At 60.8% G+C, this 21,252-nt stretch carries 26 protein-coding genes; 4 read left to right on the plus strand and 22 right to left on the minus strand.

Annotated features, from left to right (window positions below; genetic code table 11):
* Positions 1-6: 6 nt before the first annotated feature.
* Positions 7-1,029: a hypothetical protein gene (locus K8374_RS12790; protein WP_224455861.1), complete on the minus strand. Its 1,023-nt coding sequence runs from the start codon at positions 1,027-1,029 to the stop codon at positions 7-9.
* Positions 1,029-5,093, minus strand: a complete 4,065-nt coding sequence (locus tag K8374_RS12795) for a phage tail protein (protein WP_224455862.1) — start codon at positions 5,091-5,093, stop codon at positions 1,029-1,031. The genes K8374_RS12790 and K8374_RS12795 overlap by 1 nt, the downstream gene beginning before the upstream one ends.
* Positions 5,094-5,222: 129 nt before the next feature.
* On the opposite strand from K8374_RS12795, the gene K8374_RS12800 reads away from it, so the two are divergent.
* The gene (locus K8374_RS12800) at positions 5,223-5,453 is read left to right on the plus strand and encodes a hypothetical protein (protein WP_224455863.1); all 231 of its coding nucleotides are present in this window, start codon (positions 5,223-5,225) and stop codon (positions 5,451-5,453) included.
* Here the strand turns inward: K8374_RS12800 and K8374_RS12805 are convergent.
* Genes K8374_RS12805 through K8374_RS12815 form a run of 3 tightly spaced genes read right to left on the minus strand, consistent with a single transcriptional unit; the run spans position 5,437 to position 6,744 of the window.
* The gene (locus tag K8374_RS12805) at positions 5,437-5,685 is read right to left on the minus strand and encodes a hypothetical protein (protein ID WP_224455864.1); all 249 of its coding nucleotides are present in this window, start codon (positions 5,683-5,685) and stop codon (positions 5,437-5,439) included. The two genes, K8374_RS12800 and K8374_RS12805, sit on opposite strands and share 17 nt — an antisense overlap.
* 37 nt (positions 5,686-5,722) lie before the next feature.
* Complete coding sequence (locus tag K8374_RS12810) at positions 5,723-6,352, minus strand: tail assembly protein (protein WP_224455865.1); 630 nt, start codon at positions 6,350-6,352, stop codon at positions 5,723-5,725.
* A 41-nt stretch (positions 6,353-6,393) separates the two neighbouring features.
* Positions 6,394-6,744 carry a hypothetical protein gene (locus K8374_RS12815; RefSeq protein WP_224455866.1) on the minus strand — a complete coding sequence of 117 codons (351 nt, stop codon included), beginning with the start codon at positions 6,742-6,744 and terminating at the stop codon, positions 6,394-6,396.
* Between the two features lie 221 nt (positions 6,745-6,965).
* Here K8374_RS12815 and K8374_RS12820 point away from each other — a divergent pair, with 221 nt between their 5' ends.
* Both K8374_RS12820 and K8374_RS12825 read left to right on the plus strand, forming a co-directional pair.
* Positions 6,966-7,619, plus strand: coding sequence for an Arc family DNA-binding protein (locus K8374_RS12820; protein ID WP_224455867.1), 654 nt, complete (start codon positions 6,966-6,968; stop codon positions 7,617-7,619).
* 41 nt (positions 7,620-7,660) lie between these two features.
* Positions 7,661-7,939, plus strand: a complete 279-nt coding sequence (locus tag K8374_RS12825; protein WP_224455868.1) for a hypothetical protein — start codon at positions 7,661-7,663, stop codon at positions 7,937-7,939.
* Between the two features lie 78 nt (positions 7,940-8,017).
* On the opposite strand, the gene K8374_RS12830 is transcribed toward K8374_RS12825, so the two are convergent.
* On the minus strand, positions 8,018-8,446 hold the full coding sequence (locus K8374_RS12830) for a GIY-YIG nuclease family protein (RefSeq protein ID WP_224455869.1): 429 nt from the start codon (positions 8,444-8,446) through the stop codon (positions 8,018-8,020).
* Between the two features lie 115 nt (positions 8,447-8,561).
* Entirely contained in the window at positions 8,562-8,684 is a 123-nt protein-coding gene (locus K8374_RS26230) for a hypothetical protein (protein ID WP_263498513.1), read from the minus strand.
* 480 nt (positions 8,685-9,164) lie between these two features.
* Between K8374_RS26230 and K8374_RS12835 the strand changes: the two genes are divergently transcribed.
* A complete protein-coding gene (locus K8374_RS12835; protein ID WP_224455870.1) occupies positions 9,165-9,755 on the plus strand; it encodes a hypothetical protein in 591 nt (196 codons plus the stop codon).
* Positions 9,756-9,907: 152 nt separating this feature from the next.
* Here the strand turns inward: K8374_RS12835 and K8374_RS12840 are convergent, their stop codons facing one another.
* The 15 genes from K8374_RS12840 to K8374_RS12910 all read right to left on the minus strand — a co-directional run bounded on the left by K8374_RS12840 (position 9,908) and on the right by K8374_RS12910 (position 21,218).
* Entirely contained in the window at positions 9,908-10,663 is a 756-nt protein-coding gene (locus K8374_RS12840) for a C40 family peptidase (RefSeq protein WP_224455871.1), read from the minus strand.
* A gap of 2 nt (positions 10,664-10,665) precedes the next feature.
* Positions 10,666-11,415 (minus strand): phage minor tail protein L, encoded by a 750-nt coding sequence (locus K8374_RS12845; RefSeq protein ID WP_224455872.1) that lies wholly within the window; start codon positions 11,413-11,415, stop codon positions 10,666-10,668.
* Between the two features lie 10 nt (positions 11,416-11,425).
* A complete protein-coding gene (locus K8374_RS12850; RefSeq protein ID WP_224455873.1) occupies positions 11,426-11,764 on the minus strand; it encodes a phage tail protein in 339 nt (112 codons plus the stop codon).
* A gap of 36 nt (positions 11,765-11,800) precedes the next feature.
* Positions 11,801-15,178 (minus strand): phage tail tape measure protein, encoded by a 3,378-nt coding sequence (locus K8374_RS12855; protein ID WP_224455874.1) that lies wholly within the window; start codon positions 15,176-15,178, stop codon positions 11,801-11,803.
* 3 nt (positions 15,179-15,181) lie between these two features.
* Positions 15,182-15,433, minus strand: a complete 252-nt coding sequence (locus tag K8374_RS12860) for a DUF1799 domain-containing protein (protein WP_224459322.1) — start codon at positions 15,431-15,433, stop codon at positions 15,182-15,184.
* Between the two features lie 62 nt (positions 15,434-15,495).
* Positions 15,496-15,879, minus strand: a complete 384-nt coding sequence (locus tag K8374_RS12865) for a phage tail assembly chaperone (protein ID WP_224455875.1) — start codon at positions 15,877-15,879, stop codon at positions 15,496-15,498.
* A gap of 9 nt (positions 15,880-15,888) precedes the next feature.
* Entirely contained in the window at positions 15,889-16,542 is a 654-nt protein-coding gene (locus tag K8374_RS12870) for a phage tail protein (protein WP_224455876.1), read from the minus strand.
* A gap of 38 nt (positions 16,543-16,580) precedes the next feature.
* A complete protein-coding gene (locus tag K8374_RS12875; protein WP_224455877.1) occupies positions 16,581-17,009 on the minus strand; it encodes a phage tail terminator-like protein in 429 nt (142 codons plus the stop codon).
* Positions 17,006-17,662, minus strand: coding sequence for a hypothetical protein (locus K8374_RS12880; RefSeq protein WP_411969516.1), 657 nt, complete (start codon positions 17,660-17,662; stop codon positions 17,006-17,008). The genes K8374_RS12875 and K8374_RS12880 overlap by 4 nt, the downstream gene beginning before the upstream one ends.
* Before the next feature lie 19 nt (positions 17,663-17,681).
* Positions 17,682-18,074, minus strand: a complete 393-nt coding sequence (locus tag K8374_RS12885; RefSeq protein WP_224455879.1) for a hypothetical protein — start codon at positions 18,072-18,074, stop codon at positions 17,682-17,684.
* Positions 18,075-18,077: 3 nt separating this feature from the next.
* Entirely contained in the window at positions 18,078-18,455 is a 378-nt protein-coding gene (locus K8374_RS12890; protein ID WP_224455880.1) for a hypothetical protein, read from the minus strand.
* Positions 18,456-18,458: 3 nt separating this feature from the next.
* The gene (locus tag K8374_RS12895) at positions 18,459-18,896 is read right to left on the minus strand and encodes a hypothetical protein (protein WP_224455881.1); all 438 of its coding nucleotides are present in this window, start codon (positions 18,894-18,896) and stop codon (positions 18,459-18,461) included.
* Positions 18,897-18,943: 47 nt separating this feature from the next.
* Entirely contained in the window at positions 18,944-19,921 is a 978-nt protein-coding gene (locus K8374_RS12900) for a major capsid protein (RefSeq protein ID WP_224455882.1), read from the minus strand.
* Positions 19,922-19,924: 3 nt separating this feature from the next.
* Positions 19,925-20,698: a hypothetical protein gene (locus K8374_RS12905; RefSeq protein ID WP_224455883.1), complete on the minus strand. Its 774-nt coding sequence runs from the start codon at positions 20,696-20,698 to the stop codon at positions 19,925-19,927.
* Positions 20,699-20,792: 94 nt separating this feature from the next.
* Entirely contained in the window at positions 20,793-21,218 is a 426-nt protein-coding gene (locus tag K8374_RS12910; protein ID WP_224455884.1) for a hypothetical protein, read from the minus strand.
* Between the last annotated feature and the right edge of the window lie 34 nt (positions 21,219-21,252).

Here is a 21,252-nt window from a genome sequence, read left to right on the forward strand (position 1 = left end):
ATAAATTTAGAGAGGGCGCATAGGGCGGCCGGCGAAAACCGTTCTGCCGTTTACACCAGCTGCGCCTGTGCTTGAGTTATAGGAGCCTGAATAAGCTTGCAAAACGCTTCTATTCCCAACCAAAAAACCTGCCGGGTTATCGTAGACATTCAAACCATCGTCAAAAGTTGGAAGAAGAGTGGAGGCAAGAAAGTAGTCATCTACGCTCCCTGTCCACGGCATCTGGAAACTTGACCAGTAGACTGTTGGGGTCTCTATCGGCGTACCTGCACGAACAAACCTATCTGAAGATGGCGCACCGCCGCTCAACAGAATTAGGTTGTCGTTGCTGTTGAACGTCCGTTCCGAAGACTCATTCCTAATCCGGATTCCATAATCACTGTCAGTCGAACTTGGGGTTGATGATCCAACCATCCAATGCACGGTGTAGAGCAAGTTGGAAAATGGTCCTCCAAACCAGGCATCCACTGTAAATCCGGTCCAGGCACCAGGAGAACCAAGTACTCGATATCTGCATACCATCATCCCTGTATCAGATCGGAGAAAAACATACGGCTCTTCCGTTGTAGTTATTGCCACCGGAAAATTCCCGCGCCCCGTGAAGATGTAGTCGCGAGGGCCTCGGTAACCAAGCAGAAAGGAACCAAACCCCGCCACGCTCATGACTTTGTTAACGTTATCGATCTGCACCAGGTTGTTGTCGCTTCGAGCTCTTATCCCGTACTTGGTCGTTGCGTCCGGCGCATCGCCGTAGGAGAGCACCTTCACAATCCATCGACCGCTATACGCCCGCCGCAAATGGAGCTGGCCCGGCGACCACCAGGCCTCAACTCCGCTCGCTACGTTCGGTGTCGGCGATTGCACGACGACGAATGAATCGGCCTTTATTTGCGGTATCGAGAAGTATTGGTCCCAAGCTCCATTCCCTTGCACCTGCGTCGTGTAGATCGACCGCAGCGCGGTCACCGACGTATCCAGCGTGACAACACCGGACGCGTTGCGCGTCCGGCCACCGTACTGCACAGCCATCAGGTCAGCCTCCCCACTGCCGTACGCTCTACCCCGTTGTTGTCGTAGACGTACAGGCCGTTGTTATTCAACAGGATCGATCCATCGACCGACTGCCCACGGATCGAAACGGCACCGGTGACCATGTTCAGCTCGATCAGCGGACGGCCAGCAGAGTCGACGGCCTGGGACCTCAAGGTCATACCGAGAACGATGTTCTGGATGAACGCCTGGTTGATGAATGCCTGGTTGATGTACACCTGGCCTCCCTGGACAACGAACGGAGCAGACAGCGTGCCGTTGATGCCGTTGACCACCGCGAACCGGTCCGCCGATACGAGGAATTGGCTTTGCAGGCCCGCCGGGCCGTTCTCGATGCCGAGACCAATACCGGCGGCCACATACTGGCCTTGGGCGTTGATCTGCATCTTGACCGACCACATCGTGCTGGCCTTGCCGTCCAGCGCGGCCAGGGCCTGGCTGGTGACCTGCACCGCGGCGTTGGTCTTTTGGAGTTCGCCGTTGGTCTTGTCCAGGCCGGAGTTGAACGACACTTCTAGCGTCTCGGTCTTCTTCGCCTGGGCGTCGATTTCGGTTGCCCGCACCTTCGACTCTTCGGCAATCTTGGCGGTGTTTTCCCAGCCCTTCAGGGCACCAGCCAGCGCTCCCTCGCCGCTGTCATCACGCTCGCTCTGCGGCACCGTGAACGACGCTTCCATGTAACCGATACGGGTGCCGAGCGCCTGGTCAGCATCCGCGCGAGTGGCGGCCTCATCGCTGATGGATGCCTCACGCAGCGCACGCTCCCCGGCAACAGCATCAGCACGGTCGGCCTTTTCCTGGTCGAGCGCCGAATTCGTCGCGTCCACCCGGGAATTAACGGTCTCCAGGCGCGATGCGGTCGACGACTCGTTGTCGGTGACAGTCTTCTCCAGCGCCGAGATGCTGGCCGAGTTGGCGCCGACCTTGGTGTTCACATCCAAGAATCGGCTAGCTGTGGCCTGCTCATTCGTGACGACGGTCTGCTCGAGGCTGCGAATGCTGCCCTTGTTCTCGCCGACACTGGCCTCAACCGTTGTCATCCGGCTGGCCATGGCCTCGTTCTGCGTGGCGCGGGTGCGCGACTCTTCCGAGACCTTGGCCAGGGTATCCCAACCCCGCAACGCATCGTTCAGGGCGCCCTCCCCGTCATCATCGCGGTAGGCGGACTGCACGGCCTGCAGCATTGCGGCATTGGCCGTTACCTTGCCGTCGATGGTACTGATGTCGGCGGTGTTCTTTGACACGGCCTGGGCTAGGCCATTTGCCGTCTCGGCGATGCTGCCGATATCGACCCAGTAGGTCGGGTTCGGCGGCGCATTGGCTCCATCAGCTGCTGCCGGCACATCTGCGATCGCCATGTACAAGCGCTGGCCTTTGCGCACTGCGTCGTTCTTCAGGTAGGCATTGGTGGGCACGTACTCAAGCGGGTCGGTCAGCTCGGTGATCAGGCCCTCCAACTCCTGCTTGGCTGCCTCGATTCGGCCATTCACCGAGTCCGGCCCCTCGCCGGAAATTTTCTCAATCTCCGTCAGCAGGCCCTGCCCGAGCTCGGTCTCGGTGATCTTGCCGGTGATGTAGTCGAGGATTTCCGATGCGTCTGCGTTCGACTGACCATAGGTCCAGTCCGACCAAGGGCCGACGTTACCTGAACGGTCGACCAGACGAGCGCGGAAGTACCGCACCACGCCGGCGGCCATGCCGCTGTGCAGGTAGGTCGTCGTCGGATAGGCGAAGCGGCCGAGGTCCACTGGGTTCTGGCCGGTCTCCTCGGAGGCCATCTGCAGCTCGGTGTACTCGGTGTCACTTGCCCCTTCCGGGAAGCCCCAGGCCACACGGATGCCGAAGATTTCCGGTGCCGTGGAAAGGAACGCCACCGCCGGCGGCTCGCCCTCCTTCCCCTTGAGCTGGGTCAGGTCCGAGCTCTTCCAGATGGAAGTGATCTCGAACGCGCTAACCGCCCGCACCCGGGCCACGTAGGCGCCGGCGTAGATGCCCACCACATCAACCGAGGTGGTACCGACGCGCTGCAGGCGCACCCAGTTGCCATCGTCCTTGCGCCACTCCACGTCATAGGCCACGGCCCCTTCAACGGCTGGCCAGGCAATGGTCATGGTGCTGACCGCTATACCCTGGTTGACCACGTAGGCCGAGGACAGGGTGACGCTGGCCGGCGGGGCCACGGTGGTGACTGGGATAATGCTGATCGGTCGGCTTTCCAGCTTGGCCCCGGTATCGATCGCCGCGAACTTGCTCGGGTTGAACTCGAGCGCAGTGATCTCCCAGTGCCCTTCCTGGGTACGCGAGGTCTTCAGCACCCGGAACAGCTGGACGGCCAGGTCCTCGTAGTCGATTGCCCACTGCAACTGCGGTTCTGGCTGCACGCTGTAGGCCGTGGTCACGGTCACCGCGCGGCCTGCTACCGACTGCACGGTGCGGGCCTGGGCGGTACCGTTCGGTAGGTTAACGATCAACCGGTCGCCGGCCTTGATCGGCGTGTCGCGGTCCAGCGTCACCACCCTGCCGGCAGCTGCCGAGATCCGACCGCCGTTCGGGCGCCCGGCCACCAGCTCGTCAGCCACGGGAATGACGTAGCCAGGCAGCGGGATGCGGCCCTCGATGCCGGTGCGGAAGGTAACGGTGCGGTCCTGGTCGTTGCTCAGCAGCACCCACTTGCCGCGGCGCTGGGCCTCGGAGGCGCGGGTGCAGCCAATGGCTGAGATCTCGATTGGGCGGTCCCGGTAGCGGCGCTGCAGGGCAGCGTCGGTGACCGGGATCACGTCGGTATCGTAGTTGTTCGCCGGGTTGTCGTAGCTGACCAGGGCACGGCTGTAGTGCGTGTCCCGCCCGGCGCCGCCGTAGACGAAGTCGCCATCGATGACGTTCGACCGCGTGAAAACGTAGTCGATGTCCCGCTCACGCGGCATGTCGGCCTGCATGAACAGCGAGCCCTGGGCCCAATACACCATGCCCCGGTAGATCGCCGACAGGTCGCGCAGCAGGGCCCAGGCCTCGGCCCTGCCCTGCAGGTTGAGGTCGCACAGGTAGCGCGGCTCCTGCCCGCCCAGACCGTCCGGCACCAGCTGGTCACAGTACTGGGCGATGCGGTACATCTCCCACTTGTCGACCATCCACGGCTTGATGCGCTTCCCCAGGCCGAACCGGTCCTCGACACACAGGCCGTAGGTCACGAAGGCCGGGTTGTTGGTCCAGGCCTGCTTGAAGGTGCCATCCCACACGCCGGTGTAGGTCCGGGTGATCGGGTCGTAGTTGCTCGGCACCGGCCAGCGGCGCGCCTTGCACCGCACCGTGACCTCGGGGATGTTCTGGAACTGCTGGGCATCGAACTCGATGTAAAGCAGCGCGGTGTTTGGGCAGCTCAGCTTCTCGTCGATGATCTCGGTGTAACCGGCGATGGTCATCATGTCGCCGATGGTGCCCTTGTTGGCGTTCGGCGTGATCCGGCGGACGCGGAACATCCAGCCCGAGGTCGCCGTCGGCAGGTCAACGCTGACAGAGCGCTGGTAGCCGTTCATGGATTTGCCATCCACGGCCCCGCGGTGCGCCTCGGCGTAAGCGCCACCATCGGTGGCCACGTCGATTGCGTACTCGATCCGGTAGCCGTTGGTGTTGCCGTTGTCGTCTTGGCGGAACAAGCGTGGCCAGGTGAAACGCAGGCGCAGGCGGGACAGCTGAGTGTTTGTCAGCGCACGAGAGAACGGCGCATCGCTGCGCAGCTCGACGTTAACAGTCGTCTCGTTCTCGACCGCCGGGATGCCCTTGATGTACTCCTGGTCAATGCTGCCTGGGCGCCACTCCCACTTCACACCTGGGAAGTTCACGTTGCCGCTGGCATCCATAATTGGCGTGTTGTCGAGGTAGATATCCCGGTCGGTCGGGGTGCCGTCGAACTCGCCTTCGCCCACGGCCAGGAGAATGCTGGCGATGTTGGTGGACTGCAGGGTGTCCGGCGACTCCACCGGCGTCTTTGGCTTGCTGCTGCCGCCTTTCGCGCCAGCAATGTCGAGCTGCTGTGCTGCGCCCATGCTTTCCTCCGGGCATGAAAAAACCCGCACTAGACGGGCTGGAATGTTGTACAGCGTGGATGAATTGCCAGTAGCAGTTGACCCGACGGGGTAGTAGCGTCGTGCCGTCACTCAATCAAGGAGAGATTCATGACCATCCGAAGCTTGGCAAAAAACCTTCCCCCAGATCCTGACAATGCTGGCTGGGTGCTTGGCTGGGGGGTGATTAACAAAACCACCTGGCACTTTGTCGACATCTACCCGAGCAAAGAGGCAGCAGAGGCAGAGGCCGAAGCGCGTGGCACCAACTACACCATCGACTATGGTTCACACCGGCTCGGCACAGATGATTTCATAGGCGGCCTTACGCCTCCGAAGTGATCGCCTCGAAGGTAATGCGCCCTGGCCCAGAAACCAGTTGTGCAGTGAGCCCTGGCTTGCCGACATAGCTGCGGCGATGCCCGGCAGCGCCGGGGCTCGTTCTTCCCGCGAATCTCAATCGGTCGATTTCCACGTCTGCATCCAGGATCGCAACGAACGTCTCGCCACCGCAATGCACTCCATCGCACACAGTGAACAGGTCGTGAATAGTAATCATGTAACGCTGCTGCATGACCATCTCCCGCGGTATAACCGCCTATGGTTGGTTGCTACTTCTTGTCTTCGGCCCGGATCGAGGCCGAGATGATCGCCCCGCCCCACCGGCGCTCGCCGATGCAGATCGGTACCGGGTTGCCGCTGGCCGTGGTGTTCTTGGCGCTGCCGAAGGCGTAGGACGGTAGGTTCTCTGGGGCTGCGCTTTGGGATAGGCCTTTGGCCTGGGGGCTGAGCATCTGGATGACGCCGCCGGCGATCATCGATACACCGGCTGCTGCTGCGAGTCCCCATCCCCCGGCGCCAGCAGCGAACGCAGCTCCCAAGCCACCCGTAGCGATCGATGCTGCAACTATCAGCGCAACCCCTAAGACGGTCTGCATAAGGCCGCCACGCTTACTGCCAGCGACCACGGGAATCACGCGCACCTCTCGAGTGCCGCTGCGTGCGAAGTCATCCTCACCAACATTTTTCCGATTACGGAAAATAGCGAATCGGAGCCCCAGAGCATCTAGCCGTTTAATCTCTGCCTCGAATCCCTCCAGGGTCGCTTTCAACGCCTGAAACACTTCCCAAGTTGAGCCAGAATCGATCTGTCTCCGATGTAAGCGGCCAAACTTTGCAGCAAGCGAACCGGAGAGTTTGATCGTGGTCATGGGCGAGTAATTAATGGATGCAACGGTCATGCTTTCCTCCGGGAATAAAAAACCGCCCGAAGGCGGCTTTGCTAAAGGCAGGTCGTCACCGCCTCAATTCTTCTGTTCTTTCGCCAGTCCATCAGCCCTGTTTGGAAATAGAGTTCAACCCTGCTTCCATTTTCGGTCGATTTGAAGTCGGCAAACTCGATTTGGCCGGCGCTTACTACTGTCTTTCCGCCGCCTGGCAACGGCTGCAGCGATACATCGTAGTGCGCACCAGCAAGGGATTGGTTTTGCCATGCAACTAGCACGCATTCGGCAACTTCATCGGCAGCCTGTTTGCTGGAAAAAGTGCGCGCCGGGCCGTCAGCACGCTTTTCATTCATCGAAGCGCACCCCACCAGCAACGCAAGCCCCACCGCTCCGATCAGAATTCGCATGTAACCCTCCCTTGAAAAGGCGGAATGTATCACTTGGCGTCCCGATGGCGCAGCACCTGGCTCTGCTCCCCCGGTAGTTGCCCGGCCAAGCGCCGGGCTTTTTGTGCCCTACGTAAACCATGGGCCGATCTCACCAAACTGCCACATGCGGATATTGATTCACGAGTGCACCACCGGTATATAGTAGTGATACATAGGACCATGCCTTTGAGAATATCCGAATGAGTCGCAGCGACCCACAGTTCAATCTCCGCCTTCCCGAAGCCCTAAAGGACAAAATTGTTGCGGCAGCTAACGACAACAAGCGTTCCGCTACGGCTGAAATCCTTGCTCGTCTGGAAGCCAGCCCGAAACCTCTGGCCAGCAAAGGCCTTTCGCTGAGCACAGCTCTGCCCATCCTGGGCATCGAGAGCCCTCACCGTATCCGCGATGAAAGCAGCACTTACGGAGCACTCAAGGACCTCCTCTGTCTTATTCGAAATGCTGGCCGGATCTCTGAGGTTTGGCTTGCGGTGCGAAACGGCGAATACAACCGCTCGGCTCTGACTGTGGTCCTGCACATAGATGGATTTATGCTGCTTGCAGACCACACTCTCCTCACTATTGAGCGTCGTGCGCGCGAAGTCGAAGTCGAGGACCTCATTGAGAATCTTGATAGGATCGGGCTTCTCGAAGGAGCCACATCCTTCATCACTCAGAAGGTAAAGAAAACATCGAAGTGGGCGCCAAATGAGGCCATGTCGTATCTCGCAGATCAACCACGCGAGGTACTGACTCGGACCACGATTACGCGCTTCCTGAACCTTTTCCTTGAGAAGCCTTTTGATTTCACCGATGAACAGCTCGATGAATATTTCAGCAAGCAAGGTCGTTGAATGGAAGGTAGCCAGTGCCGCATCTATCCTCGGAGCATAAAGTGCCAGAGCCCACCCTCACCTTCAAATGCCTCAGCCACACTAAGCGGGAAGACGGCGGGGTCGAGAGCTACACCATCGAGGTGACAAGCTCGCGTAACGATCAGGTCGAGGTACTTGTTGTCGAGCCGCGACACCTTCTTTCAGCCAAGTCGATGAAAACGCTGCTCCTGAACCGGTGCATGTTCTACTCCACCACCCAGAAGAAGCACACCGAGACCATCGCTGCGATGTTCGATGTGCAGGACGCTGAAGCGGAGCGAGAGAACAGCCTCGACTAAGCCATCTCGTGGCGCGACGACAGCTAGGCGCAGGCCGGAGCTCGACGCAAAAAGCCCAGCACGGACTGGGCTTGCAGATCACTGCTCCTGGGGAGACCAGTTGAATTTGTAGTTCAGCGGAGGTAGCTCGTAGTGCTCTGCCAGATACAGGCCCAGCATCTCGCCCTCCTTCGCATAGGCTGCAGCCTTGTCGGTGGTGGGGTACCAGCTCACCCAAAGCGTATCCAGCGGGAACATTTTTTCGAACGAGGCGAAGCTAAACCGCCAACCAGCCATGTGACCCCTAGCGCCTTTCGAGCCAGCGCATCGGACAAATGCGGCCAGGCGACGCCTCAGGTTATCCGACTCACCGACCGTGAGAATCCCATTCTCATCAATACCGACTGCACGTGTGATCGCGCGGTCAGCGCAGATGATGTACACACCCGGCATTGCCGGCGCGCTCTGATAATGGTCTACAAGCTTCAGCCACTCCGGCTCCCAGCCATCCCAATTCTTGACCTTCATCGAGCGCCTCCATTGCTAAAGGCAAAACGATATCACGAGTTAGCGCTAGCCGGCACCAAACGCAAAAAGCCCAGCGCAGGGCTGGGCTCTAGTCAGGAATTGTTACCAGCGGCGCCTATTGCTGCGGACGTTGCTCCGCCCAGAGCGGCCCCTGTACCAGCCACAACTGCACTTCCAACAGCCATTCCACCACCTCCGGCGGCAACTGCACCACCGCCAAGCGCGGCAAGCGATGCATTAGTCAGGGCTGCACCATGAAGGGTGCTAATCGCAGTGCCTGTGCTAGCAGCGCCGAGCAGACCAGCAGATCCAGCTGCTGCTGCAATGGCCGGGGCGGCAACAAAGGCTACTCCACCGGTAACAGCTGCGGCGATGGCTGCAGAGGCAACAGGATTTTCCTTTACCGTCTCCTCCACGGCCTGAGCCGCGCCTCCAACACGCTCCACGACTGTGTCACCAGTCGAAAGCACGGTGCGCAGCCCCGAATCTAGAGCATTACCTATAGAGCCGAAAACGTCCCAAATGCTCATGATGGCTGTCCCAAAATCCAAAATGCCATCATCGCTCACATGGAGCTTGTGGGCCAGCCTGTCCACCCATCCACCCTGGACGGAAAGCCAGTACGCGGGCTGGGTCGGGGCGTAGTAGCGTTGCGCCTTCAATCAGTCGCGCCGGCCAATTCCAGCCGGATTGTGCAAGCAATCACCAAGGAGCAGTCTTGGATAGGGAAAAAGAGTTTCAGCCCCGCCCTCCATTCACGATCGACTGGGAGCGCGTGTACGATGTCGGCCCATCGGATCACCATCTGCATGCCATAGGCCAGTTCATTGCAAACTACTCGATGGTTGAGTGGAAGATCGCTGAACTATTTGCCATCTCTTTGGGCAAGCCAGTAGCGGAGGCACAGCGTATCTGCGTCGAAACGAATATGACGATTGCTGGGATGGTTCGCTACACGAAATCGAAGCTATCGGACGTGACAGGACATGGCGAAACGCCCGCCAAGGACCTTGTCTACACGATTGAAGCCTTTGAAAAGCTCTCTCCGACGAGAAACAAGATTGTGCATTGGCAGTGGGGTTTAAACGAAGGTGATGACGCCACGCTAACTGACCTAATCAAGCCAAAATCCCCAGATAAATCCAATGCAGTCATGTCTTTGGCTGATATTCGCGACAACTGCATGTTGCTGATGCGCATCTATCAGGCTCTTGTGTTTGGCATTGAGGTGGTGACAGGGCGGATGACCAGAGAGCAGATTCTTGCATTCCGCGAAGGCACATCTCCCGAAAGGCTCTTTCGACCGTAAGTCGTGAAAGGGGTCGGTCATCCGTTTCCTCTAAAACGGCGAGACCGACCTCAATCATCGCTTTCGAGACGACAATGTCCTCAGGCTCAAACCCGACCCGTGCCGCAGTGAGAAAAACCTGCTTCATGTCCATCTCCTGCGGCCAAGCCGCTTCACTTCGCGTCCCGATGACGCAACACAAGGCGCGTACGGTCGAGCCAGGGCCCGCCGAACACGATGATCTCCGATGGTCTGCCGTACAGGTGGTGCAGCAGGAAAGGCCCAGGGCCGAACACCTGGCCCTGCTCCCCTGATAGGTGCGCATCACCGCCTAGGTAGATGCCAGCATGATTGGGATGCACAGTACGGCCCACGGCCATGACAATCATGTCGCCGCGCTCCGGCTGGCTGACCTGGTAGAAGCCAGCTGCCTCATAGGCCTGCTCGTAGAGGCTCGGGCCGTCGGCCTGCTCCCACCACCCGTCCTCCCGGGCATAGGCTGGAAACTCAAGCCCCCACTCCCGACGGTACCAGTCCGCGCAAACCTGCCAGCAGTCCCAAGCCCCATGCACGAATGGGCGCCCAAGTAGCGGCGTCTCACCCTTGGGCGTAATGGTGCGCAGGTCACCCTCAGGCCACGACAGGATGTGCCAGGGTAAGCCCGTGGCCTCGCACATGGCCAGGTCGCGCGGGGACGGCCGACTGGTCGCATCCGGGTGCGAGTGGACAATGCCGATGACTTCGCCCTGGTCCTCCGCCGCAGCGTACTGCTCCGGCGATATCCGGAATTCCTCTGCCGGGTCGCTGGCCGTGTTGTCGCATGGGACGTACCGCTGGGTCCGCCCCGCCGCGACGATCAGCCCGCAACACTCGCGCGGGTACTCCGCCGCGGCGTGCTGCTGCACGACGGTGAGAATGTGTTTGCGCATGGTCAGCTCCGCGCGATGATGGATACAGCCGGGAAGCCGCCGAAGGGCAGTTGGTTGCCTTCGCCGAAGCGCGGGGTGCATCCGGTACCCAGGCACCCGTCGCATTCATCCAGTTCAGGGTTGTCGGTGAGGTTGCCGTCCTTGTCCCGGTACGGCCCGGTGTATCCGCAGTTCGGCCCCCGGTAGCCCCCGGTCATGGCCCAGTGGCACAGCTGGGTCATCTGCCGGCCAATCGTCTCGCCGCCCACGTCGCCAGGGCTGGCCAGCTCCCAGGCCACCGTTGTGCCGTTTTCTGAGATCTTCTGGTCGATGTACCAGACCTCGATGCTTTCCTCGTTCGGGTCGGCCTCGGGGTTTCCGCCCGGGTAGTTGACCGCGTCGAGGTACTGCCCCAGCGTGTGCCGAATTGTCAGCTTGAACTCAAGCAGGTTGTCGAAGGCCAGGCATAGCGCCGTGATGCGCCCATTGACGTTACCGACCGTGACCGTAGGCCGAACCGCCGTGCCGTCCGAGTTGGCCTCGATGCCTTCGATCTGCATGGGCCAGGCGCCATATTCCTCGCCCTGCCACCAGATCGACTTGGCCGGGAGTTGGTCGGCATCGGCGCCGGCCGCGGCCAGCTCCTCAGGCGTGTGCGGGATGGCATGACCATGGAACCGCAGGATATCGGCGCCGAACTCACTGCCGTCCAGTTCGAACAGCAACACTTCACTACCAGGCTCTAAGGTCTGGATGTCCTTGATGAATGACATTGGTTGGTCCTTACGGGTGGAAAGCCCGCTGGAAGGTGGCGGTGACCCTGAATTGATCACCTCCCAATGGCGTGGGTTTTGGATCTACGCAGGTGAACAGCCCAAGGTCGCCAAGCGGCGTGGTCCAGAGGAAGGCTTTCGAGCCAGAGTGGCGATCAAGGAAATCCATCACCTGATGAATGCGCGCCCTTCGTCCTGTTACCGTGATCGGGTAGGAGTCTTCCTTGTTGTTTGGGCCGTCGCCCACCGTTTGGCGAAAGCCGTCGCCGAAGCGAGCCTCACGTACTCGGTACCGGATGTCTGGCGTCTCACCGCGCTCGGTGGGCCAGCGAAAGGTTTCTATCGCCATGATGATCTCGGTATGGTGTTAATAATGACGTGGCGCTCAGCGCCGCTGCATGGTCCTGCCGATTGCGCCGTCAGGGCGTAGGTCCATGCTCAACAGCTTTCGGTACTTGGCCTCTACAAAAGCCCCAATCTCTTTACCGAACTGCCCGAGCATCGGGCTGCTCGACTCCATCTGACTGGAGCCATCGCTATTGATTGTGATGCTCACGCTCACTGTCGATCCAGAGCCTAGCCCGCCTCCTGCGCTCGCCAGCGCTGCCGGAGTGGAAGCCGGGCCAAGAGGCGTAATGCTTCCTCCCTCACTACCCATCATCAGATAGGTTTTGCCGCCTTGGTTGAGCAATTCAGGGCCTAGCTCGTTGACTTGGTAGAGCGACCTTGCCGCCACTGGGCCGCCGGCCGCGCGCTGACCAGAAACGAAGTTATCCATGATCCCTGGGCTATATCCGGCCTGAGTCGAACCAGCCGAGGATGGACCACCACCAAAGTACGCAGCCGCCGCAGTGCTCCCCCAACTGACCAGGCTGCCGAGCAAGCCCGACGCCGCACGCTGGGTCTCGATGCGCACCATGTCGGCCAGAATCGACTTGGTAAGGTCTGCGAACGAAAACTTCCCGGTCATGGCGAAGTTGACGATCGAATCCTCCATGCTGGAGAAAGCATTGGTGAACAGGCTTTTCGTCTGCCCGGCCACATCCCGCGCCTGCTCCAAGTAATTCTGGAATGCCGAGGACGCACCCTTGCGCCAATCGCCCTGCGCGGCCGTCATCTGGTCGTAGTTGGCGATGGTCGTTTCCTGAAGGTCCCTTTCGGTCTTGTTCAGAGCTGCCAGCTTCTGGTTGTACTCCTCGAGGCTCATACCTCGGGAGCCGTCACCATACTGGTTGGCCAGCTCCAATCGCTGCTGGTTCATGCGATCGGTAATGCCGTTCTGCTGATCCTGCAGCCCGCGTTGACGGTCACCAAGACCCAGGCCGTCGACCGCGCGCAGTCCTTGCAACCTAAGCGCTGCGACCTGCTGGTCGAGAGCGTCGGTATAGGTCTGCACTGCCCTGGCCTGCTTGGCCAGCCTGCCCTGTTCATTGGTCGCCAGCACCGCAAGCTCGCTGTCGGCGTCCTTCTGCGCCTTTACCATGGCTGCCCGTGCATCGGCGATCTTCTGGTCCAGCTGGATGCGCTGCTGGGCACTGGTGCTGCTGAGCCCTTTGGCATCCTCCAGGGCCTTGATCTCAGCCTCATAGGCGTTGGTGATCTCGGCCTTCTGCTGTTCGATGATTGCAGCGCGCTGGGCGGCATACGACTCCTGGGAGATCAGGCCCGCCTTCTGTGCAGCGTCCAGTTCCTTCTGGTGGTTCTTGTACTCAGCCAGAATGGCATCCAGTGCGTTCTTCCGGTCGTTGAACCCAGAAAGGTCAACCGATCCAGTCCGACCAGGAGTGTCCTTGAACTGCTTGGCGATGTCGGCCTGCACCCGTGCGATGTTTTCCGGCTTCAGCCGCTCATCATTCGGGTTGACCTTGCGGATCGCATCCAAGGAGTTTTTGTATTCCTTCAGCGCATCGGCACGTTTTTCGGCGTTGGTCCTAGCGGATTTTTCCAGGGCGTCGATCTTGCCGATGGCAACAATGGCCGCCTGTTGCTGCTGAGCGTCCCGCTCGCGCGCCTTGGCAATTTTCTCCTGCGTATCTCGCTGCTGAATCAGAGCTTTCAGCTGGAGTTCATATGGTTCCGTTGTCCATCCTTGAGCGCGCCGCTTGCTGATATTCTCGGTTAGATCTGCGATCTGCTGCTGAAGCGTATCCTCGCGCCCGATGTCAGCAACCGCATCCCACGCCTCTTTAGCCCCTGATGCTACAGCTTTCCAGCCTCGCTCCCAGATCGACAGGTTCTCTGTAACTTCTTTGCTGCGGTTCTTGATGGTATCGACGTAGGTATCGGTGAGTAGCTTGGCGGCCCCGATGGTGTCGCCCTGCTCCTTCAATGCGACGATCTGCGAGTAGGTCGCCGCCGTGAGGAAGTTGTACTGCTCATTGAGGTCTTTTGCCGCTGCCACCGGGTCCTTGCCGATCTTCACGAATTCGGCGACGGTCTCCTCTACTGCCCGGCCAGTCGCCGAACGCCACTCAAGAGTGGCCTCCGTGATCCCAACGAAGCTATCGGAGGCAATCTTTCCGCTGTCCGCCAGTTGAGTGAGCACCTCGGACGCCGCACTAGTGGTTCCGATGGTGGCGGCAACCTCGCGCGCCATTCCGGAAAGCCGATCGGAGGTTGTCCCGGCGGCGTTGCCAGTCATGATCAGCGCTTTTTGGAACCTGACAGCCTCCTCGCTCCCCGAGTAATAGGCATATCCCAGAACGGCAGCCGCTGCTGCAGCAACGGTGAACGGGTTGACCAGGCCGAGGATGTAGCCGCCCAGCGCCTTGGCCGCCGGCCCAATCCCGCCGAACATGTCCTTGAGTTGGCCGCCTTGCTGCAACGCAACCATCATGATTGGCTGCCCAGCCGCAATGGATGTGAAGATGTCAGTAAACTGCGCAGGGACACCACGCAGCGCGGCCGCCGTGGCCTTAGCCGTCATGCCGGTTTTGCTAAGTGCGGTATCGGCGCCACCCAGAGCAGTGCGCGCCTGGTCGATTTTCGCCTGGTACTCGCCAAAGGTTTCGGCATCAAGCGCGCCACTGGTGCGGAAGCTCTTCAGCTTCTGCTCCATTGCATCGAGGCGACTCATTGCCGCGACGGTCGGGTCAATCTTGCCCAGCAACTCCTCGAGCGCCTGACCTTGCTCTCTATGCGCGCCGGCGGCTTTCTTCGCTGCCTCCGCCTGGCGCTCCTCCGTGGCGATGAGAGCCTGAGCCCGGCTGTTGATGGCCGCCTGACGGCTTGCACTGTCTGACAGCACAGCATTCGCCCGGGCGGAGACCTCGGCGCTCTGCTCGGTCGCCCTGTTCAGCGACTGCACGTACTGACTAGCCTCCAGAGAGGCCTTGGCCACGGCAAGAATCCTGGCCTGTTGCTCTTCGGCAGACTCCGCGGCGCGCAGGCCGGCCTGGGCGCCGGAATCCGTGGCGCTGGTGAGTGCCTCCTGAACCTTGCTCGCCTGCGCGGCCTCAGTCCGGAACGCCCCCATATTGGCTGCGGCGCTGCTGAAGGCCGTGGAAGCGCTGGTAACAGCGCGCCCAACGGTGGCCATCTGCTGCGCCAACTCGGCCTGCTTGGCGTTGAGCGCCTGCAGCTCCTGAACGATCTGCCGCGTGTCACCCTGCAGGCTGCCCAAGGCAGTCTCCCAGGCGCGCCCAGTTCGTCCAGCCGACTCCTCGCTGCGCTTGCCGGCGTCCGTCAGCTGATCAAGGTTGTCCTTGGCTTCGACGGCATCCCCAGACTCGATCTGGATACCGAGAGAGGCAATGGTAGTCATGATCTACTCCATCATTTCGGCCATGACGGCCAAGGCCTCAACCTCCATAACGCGGAGATCGGGGAAAATGTCGGTGAGGTCGCGGCGCTTGATGCCGAGCATTGAGGCGGTTGCAGGGATGGCGGTGTAGTCCAGGCCTGACGGGCCGCCCGAAGCCACCCGCCACTGCGTGCCCAGCGCATCGAACAGGCGGAAGGCAGGCCATGAATCTGGCCAGACCTCCACTACCTCCTCCTCGATGTCATCAAGGGTCAGCCCCAGCGCCGCCAGTTGCTCGGCGGATGGGCCTCGTTCATAGCAGGCCCGGGCCGCCGCCTTCAGTTTCCCAAGCGGGCCGGGCTGTAGGCGGCTTGGTAGGCGTCGATTACTGCCTTCGGCGCGCCGGTACAGGTGCGCACCAGGTCTACGATGGCCTCGGTGCTGAACTCGTCCTCCAAGTCCCAGCCTGTGACGATCTCGCCCAGTTGCTCGGCCTGCAGGGCGATTTCACCGGTAGTGACCTCCTCCCAAGTCGCGCCGTCCTTCTGGGCCTTTTCCGCCCAGGCGTCGCGCGCCTTGTTCCAGCGGTCGAACATTGCGGACAGGGCCACGCGGTCCATATAGCGGAACTGAAATTCCACCGGCACCGGCTCGGCACCAATACGCGGAACCTGCACCACAGCAGCGAAAGTGGGGTTCTGCGCGATCTTGATCTTCGCCATGAGGGCTCCTTACGCGCTGTAACGGGTTGGACGACCGGACAGGCCAACGCTGATGGTGCGGGTCATCAACTGGTTGCGCTCCATCGTCGGTGTGCTGGTGATGCTGACATAGCCAGGCATCAGGATCTGGCCGCCACCGGGCAGTTTCAGCCGAATCACGGTCAGCTCCTTGGAGTCGTCATAGCCTTCAACGACCGGTACGTAGAGGGCCGATGGTTGGTCCTCGACCGTCACCGATACGCTGATTGGGTTGCGGTTGGTTGGGAACTGCAGGTCGTCGTCGTTCTCGAGGTAGCCGACGGTGAGGAACTGCTGCTCACCACCGGAAACGGTGAAGCCGGTCACCTTCGAGATCTGGGTCCAGCCCGACACAGGGATCACGGAACCGGCACCGGCGCCAGCGGTGTAACGGTCGGTATTGGTGGTATCCAGGCCGGCGAGCGAGAACGCATCCGTGGTGACGTTGGTAGCCTTCGCGGCGCGGTCATTGATGAGGGCCCAGCCGGAGCTGATCAGCAGAATATCGTCGGCATCGAGGCCATGACCCACCGAGCTCGCCACTGGTGGCTTTGCATTGGTCAGGGCAGTGACAGGCACGGCAGTGCCCAGAGTGCTGGCGATCTCCAGCACAGAACCGTTTGGCAGCGGGATGCGTGCGGCCATGTGTATTTCCTCTTGGTAGCCCGCCGGGCGGCGGTTGGTTATGCCCCAGCGGGCGGTTGGTCCGCGACGCCGCGGTAGGTGAAGCTGGCCGGGACCGTGTAGGTCGCCGACTCGGTGATGGTTGGGCCCTGGTCGACTGGCTCGGTGACTAGGCCCTCGAATCCGTTGCGGCTGAGTTCCGAATCCACCCGGAAGAGGCTCGAAAGCTCTCCTACCAGCGTCTCGGCGATTACCAGAGGCTGGCCCGCTGGGCAAACGATGCTGACCTGATAGACGCCGCTATATTCGTAAGCCTCGCCGCCTAGGTAGCGACAGGTCGTGCTCGCCGGTAGCTGGAAGGCACGAAGGTAAGTCTCGCCAGCCACGGCCTCGAACTCCTCTTCGAAGTTGGCCACGCGAATCGGGCGCTCCGCTGCCCAAGTTACGAGCTTGGCCTCGATGGCCTGCCGGGCTCGTGCTTGGCTCATACTCTGTTGTTCCTTATTGCTTCTTCGACAATGCCTTGAAAGCGATCCAGCGTGACCCGGACCATGCCCCTAGGCGCCTGCGTTGAGTGACCGTACTCCAACGGAATCGCATACGGCAGGTTGTTCACGATGTACGCCGTTTGGCCGATGGTCAGCGCCTGGACCTGGGCCATCAGCTCGGCAATTGTCTCGCTGCCAGACGGATCGATGCGGTCGAGTTCCTCGGTCGCCGGAGAGTCAATGGAGAACTGCCAGTTTCCCCGGAACCGCCCGCCAACATAGCCCTGGCCCGCAACCAGGCCGTTCACAGCGAAGTTCTGCTCGCGCTCGGTCTTGGTCAGGGGTTTGGCGTACTTCACGCCTTTACGCAGCCTGCCGGCCTTGGTGAAGTTGTCCTGGTTCAGGTTGATCAGGGTGTTGCGTACCGCAACTTTGAAGTCGTAATCGTCGGCGGCCCTGGTCGCCTTCGCCCGGTGAGCCACGTTGACTGCCCACAGCTCCGGGTTGCCTACCGGCGACATGCGGATAACGCTGCTGCCGATCTCGATCACGATCTCGCGGAAGGTAGCGTCAAGGGCTTGCTCTGCCTGTTCGGCGAACGCCCGGATAGCCTCCGCGAAGCCGCCCTGCAAGCCGCCATAGCGCTGGGTCATGTGTGAGCCGCGTGGCATGTCACTTCCTCAGCTGGATTGTCCATGTGGCTTTGGCCGGGTCCTCGGAGACATTGAGCGCGCGATAGCCGCTCACTTGGTCGCCGATTTTGGGCGCCGCCGGGGTATCGGTGACAGCACCGCCCTCCTCCTCGAACAGCTCGTTCTGGAGCACCAGCAGCCTCACATCCTCGGATTGGATGCGTGTGCCGTCGATTTCCTTCGCCAGATAGCTGCCGAACACCCCGCGACCGGAGTAAAGGATCGTTGTGGCAGGCACTGTGCCGCCGATTTCCGGGTCATAGCCACCCTTGATAGTGCGAATCCCGGCTACCGGCTTGACTGTGTCGGCCAGGCCGTCTGGATCATCGAACGCCTCCGCCAGCTCGGCCTGCAGTTCTTCGCGCATGCCCATGGGTCAGATCCTCTTGAGCATTACGGTGCCCGCGCGGCGGGTCCAGGGCGCGATGAGGTCGAGGGCGAAGTTCTCACCGGTCGACCGATCGACAGAGCCCGCGACGTAGGTCTTGCTGGTCGAGGTGCCAGCCTGGGCCGACACCGTCTTGCTCTGCACCTCGCGCTGGGTGTCCTTGTAGAGCTTGCCTTCGGCGGCGAGCTTGGCGACCTGCGCGCCAGCGGTCACGATGGCATCCGGCACCGGAATGGGTACCGCCCGCTTGATCTTGGCCGTGAGCCAGGCATTGGCCATGTTCACGGCAAGGACTGCATCACCGGCACCAGCCCACCCCTGGCCAAGCTTTTCGTCAACGTCAGCGACAGTGATGAAGTCGGTCATGGCTTAGTCCTTCGGAATCAGGGCCTGCAGCTCGGGCTTGTTGAGGGCTGGATCGAAGGTGATGCCCTGGTCCGTCAACCACTCTTTGAGTTCCGGCACCTTCATCTTGTGAGGGTCAGTCTCGGGAGCGCCGTCGCCCTCCTCCTCCAGCGCTTTGGCGATCTCTGCCGCAGTACTGGTGGCGGCATATCCAGCAGGTGGGTACGCCGACGCCTTGTAACCCTCCGCTACCCACTGGGCGATGGTCGGGCCGTCCAGGCGCAGGCCTTCTTCGATCTCGCTTACGCTGATGCCCTGTCGCTGGTAAGCCTCACTGATGTGCGGGGCATCGCCCTGCACGGAAACCGAGGTAGCTCCGTCGATAACGCCGAAGAACTGGTCCAGGCGGCGATAGCAGGTGCCGCGCTCGCTGCCTGGAGTATTGGTGTAAATGACTTTCATGGTGAGCTCCTGCGCAGGGCTCCTGGTCGGCGCCCTGCATCATGGGATCAAGGGGTGGCGGTGCCGCTGATGACCGCGGCGAACGGAACCTGCTTGCGGTCGAACACGCGCTTCCAGTTGGCCGCAGCGGCGTACTGGGTGGCGGTCGGGCTCAAGTTGCGGTTGTCGCTGCCCTGCCAGCTGAAGCCGGCCGGCTGCAGGATGTAAGTCTTGCGCTCCCACAACACCTCGGCGCCGCCGCCATTACCGCCATCCGGCTTGCGCTGCATCTCGACCGGCATGTGCGGGCTGCCCTCGCCGTAGCCGAATGCGCCCTGACCGAAGAACAGCGACAGGTACTGTCCAGGGGCGTAGATCAGGCCGTCATCCATGAAGACCGGCTTGCCCAGGTAGGTCGCCAGGATGATCTTGCCCTGCGAGTCGCGCAGATACTCGATCATGTCCTGCTTCACCATTTGGTTCATCACGACCGAGTGCACACCGATTGCGGCGAACATGTCGGCGGCGTCACCAGCGGTGAAGGCAGCGTCTTGGAAGGCGTTTGCGCTGATCGATGCGCCCGCATCCTTCACCATGTCGCCGCCGTTGTTGGCGATGTTAGATGCAATCACGCCGCGGGCTGCGCCCATCAGGTAACGCTGCCACTGGCGGGTCCAGTAGGTACCGAAGCGGTTGCGGATGTGCTGCATCGGCTCGGAGTTGGCCAGCTCAGCGGTCAGATCGGATACGCCGTAGCCTTTGTTGAGATACAGGGTCCGGGCACGCATGCTGCCCTGCTCGGCCTTGCCAACCTCACCCAGGTCGTCTGGATCGTCATTGGAGATGTTCGGCGCCTCATCGGCGTCGAGATCCTGCCAGTAGCTGATCTCGGAAGTGCCTTGGCCGTTCTTGGCGATGTCGTCCAGAGTCGCGGATCGGGTGATGATGCCGGACTCGTAGACGGCGGTCTTCTCTGGGGAGTTCACCGGCTCAAGAGTGCCGTAGTAGTCGGAAACGAAGATGTCCGACAGTTGGGTAGATGCCATGGGTTAGGTTCCTCGGGTGGCTTGGAGTTTTTTGTACGCGTCGGGGTTGTCACGGGCGATCGCAGCGCGCTCGGCCTCGGTGTACTCGCCCCATTTCTTCGTGGCCTTGCCACCGTTGTCGCCGGTCTGCCCGGCACCCTGGGCCCTTGGCCACAGGTGGGAAGCGGTCTCGCGCAGCGATTCCGCCCATTCGAGGGGAGACAGTGGGGACTTGCCGTCCTTGCCGTAGATGACTTCGCCATTACGGTCAAAGGCGACAGGCTCGCCGTCTTCGCTCAGTTTGAAGGTGCCACGGGCGCGGAGGATGATGTCTTCAGCAGCCTCGGGCAGCGCGCCGGCCTTGATGGCGGCTGCGCGGATGGAGTCAGCCAGCACCTTGTCGCTGTACTTGGCAGCGAAGGCTTCGGCCTTGTCGGCGCGCTCGTTAGCGGCCTTGACTTGCTTGTCCAGGTCAGTGCGCAGGCGCTCGGTGCGCCGGCTGATTACCTCGTCCAGCTTGCCCTCGGCGATCAGCCTGGTCTCTTCGTCCTGACCGGCCTTGGCCAGCAGGCCCTTGACAGCCTCGATGTCCAGGCCGTCGAACTGACCTTTCAGTTTGTCCAGCTCGGCCTTGATGGTCTTGTTGGAGCCGATCAGCTCGGTGTTTTTGGACTTGAGGCCAGAGACCTCACCATCCAGGAATTTCTGAACCTCGCCGCCCAGTGCTGCCTTCAGCGCGGCGGTTTGGCTTTCGTCGAGGGTGAGGCCGTGGGCGGCCGGGTCGAAGTCAAAAGGCATGTGGCTATCCCCTGGGGATTGGTTGACCCGCCTGGCGGGCATAAAAAACCCCGCACTTGGCGGGGTTGGTGTAAATCCTTGCTTTCGCAGCAGATCAATAGGTGGAGAGTCTCAGAAGAAGCAGTTCATAAATCCCATTTGCGATATCTACTAAATCCATTTCACCGTTGATGGTCTTCGGCTGGGCACTCTCAACGGTGACAACTACTTTTTCCTGGCAGTATTCAAATTGCACGTCGAACGGCAGTGAGACTGCCGGGGCTTCAGATGAGGCCCTCAACGCAATGGCGCCGCGTGCGCGCAGGACATCCTTCAGCTCTAGCAAAGCCAGCCTAGGGTAAAGCTCCCCACCATGTGGCGAGTTCCAAAGTACGACCTCTGAGGCTTGATCATTGATTCCCAGGCGCGCCAGCAGGGCAGTACGGATTCCATTGAGGGCGTCGCGTGTCAAGAAACGCCTTTGAATTGTTGCTTGATGATTGCGCTCATATGCTTCCTGCAATTCACGATAGCCTGACACCTAGTATTCCTCGGAGTTGGGTGAGGCTTGGAAT

It is taken from the genome of Pseudomonas sp. p1(2021b), assembly GCF_020151015.1.
Classification (GTDB): Bacteria; Pseudomonadota; Gammaproteobacteria; order Pseudomonadales; family Pseudomonadaceae; genus Aquipseudomonas; species Aquipseudomonas putida_K.

What these genes read in the sequence shown, in the direction of transcription:
- K8374_RS12870 (WP_224455876.1), bottom strand. Translation starts at nt 16,542, where the DNA reads ATGGCCGCACGCATCCCGCTGCCAAACGGTTCTGTGCTGGAGATCGCC.
- K8374_RS12905 (WP_224455883.1), bottom strand. Translation starts at nt 20,698, where the DNA reads ATGCCTTTTGACTTCGACCCGGCCGCCCACGGCCTCACCCTCGACGAA.
- K8374_RS12900 (WP_224455882.1), bottom strand. Translation starts at nt 19,921, where the DNA reads ATGGCATCTACCCAACTGTCGGACATCTTCGTTTCCGACTACTACGGC.
- K8374_RS12840 (WP_224455871.1), bottom strand. Translation starts at nt 10,663, where the DNA reads ATGCGCAAACACATTCTCACCGTCGTGCAGCAGCACGCCGCGGCGGAG.
- K8374_RS26230 (WP_263498513.1), bottom strand. Translation starts at nt 8,684, where the DNA reads ATGCATCGCTTGCCGCGCTTGGCGGTGGTGCAGTTGCCGCCGGAGGTG.
- K8374_RS12890 (WP_224455880.1), bottom strand. Translation starts at nt 18,455, where the DNA reads ATGACCGACTTCATCACTGTCGCTGACGTTGACGAAAAGCTTGGCCAG.
- K8374_RS12885 (WP_224455879.1), bottom strand. Translation starts at nt 18,074, where the DNA reads ATGGGCATGCGCGAAGAACTGCAGGCCGAGCTGGCGGAGGCGTTCGAT.
- K8374_RS12795 (WP_224455862.1), bottom strand. Translation starts at nt 5,093, where the DNA reads ATGGGCGCAGCACAGCAGCTCGACATTGCTGGCGCGAAAGGCGGCAGC.
- K8374_RS12850 (WP_224455873.1), bottom strand. Translation starts at nt 11,764, where the DNA reads ATGGCGATAGAAACCTTTCGCTGGCCCACCGAGCGCGGTGAGACGCCA.
- K8374_RS12790 (WP_224455861.1), bottom strand. Translation starts at nt 1,029, where the DNA reads ATGGCTGTGCAGTACGGTGGCCGGACGCGCAACGCGTCCGGTGTTGTC.
- K8374_RS12895 (WP_224455881.1), bottom strand. Translation starts at nt 18,896, where the DNA reads ATGAAAGTCATTTACACCAATACTCCAGGCAGCGAGCGCGGCACCTGC.
- K8374_RS12820 (WP_224455867.1), top strand. Translation starts at nt 6,966, where the DNA reads ATGAGTCGCAGCGACCCACAGTTCAATCTCCGCCTTCCCGAAGCCCTA.
- K8374_RS12810 (WP_224455865.1), bottom strand. Translation starts at nt 6,352, where the DNA reads ATGACCGTTGCATCCATTAATTACTCGCCCATGACCACGATCAAACTC.
- K8374_RS12865 (WP_224455875.1), bottom strand. Translation starts at nt 15,879, where the DNA reads ATGGCGAAGATCAAGATCGCGCAGAACCCCACTTTCGCTGCTGTGGTG.
- K8374_RS12880 (WP_411969516.1), bottom strand. Translation starts at nt 17,662, where the DNA reads ATGACCCAGCGCTATGGCGGCTTGCAGGGCGGCTTCGCGGAGGCTATC.
- K8374_RS12815 (WP_224455866.1), bottom strand. Translation starts at nt 6,744, where the DNA reads ATGCGAATTCTGATCGGAGCGGTGGGGCTTGCGTTGCTGGTGGGGTGC.
- K8374_RS12805 (WP_224455864.1), bottom strand. Translation starts at nt 5,685, where the DNA reads ATGCAGCAGCGTTACATGATTACTATTCACGACCTGTTCACTGTGTGC.
- K8374_RS12875 (WP_224455877.1), bottom strand. Translation starts at nt 17,009, where the DNA reads ATGAGCCAAGCACGAGCCCGGCAGGCCATCGAGGCCAAGCTCGTAACT.
- K8374_RS12845 (WP_224455872.1), bottom strand. Translation starts at nt 11,415, where the DNA reads ATGTCATTCATCAAGGACATCCAGACCTTAGAGCCTGGTAGTGAAGTG.
- K8374_RS12800 (WP_224455863.1), top strand. Translation starts at nt 5,223, where the DNA reads ATGACCATCCGAAGCTTGGCAAAAAACCTTCCCCCAGATCCTGACAAT.
- K8374_RS12855 (WP_224455874.1), bottom strand. Translation starts at nt 15,178, where the DNA reads ATGACTACCATTGCCTCTCTCGGTATCCAGATCGAGTCTGGGGATGCC.
- K8374_RS12830 (WP_224455869.1), bottom strand. Translation starts at nt 8,446, where the DNA reads ATGAAGGTCAAGAATTGGGATGGCTGGGAGCCGGAGTGGCTGAAGCTT.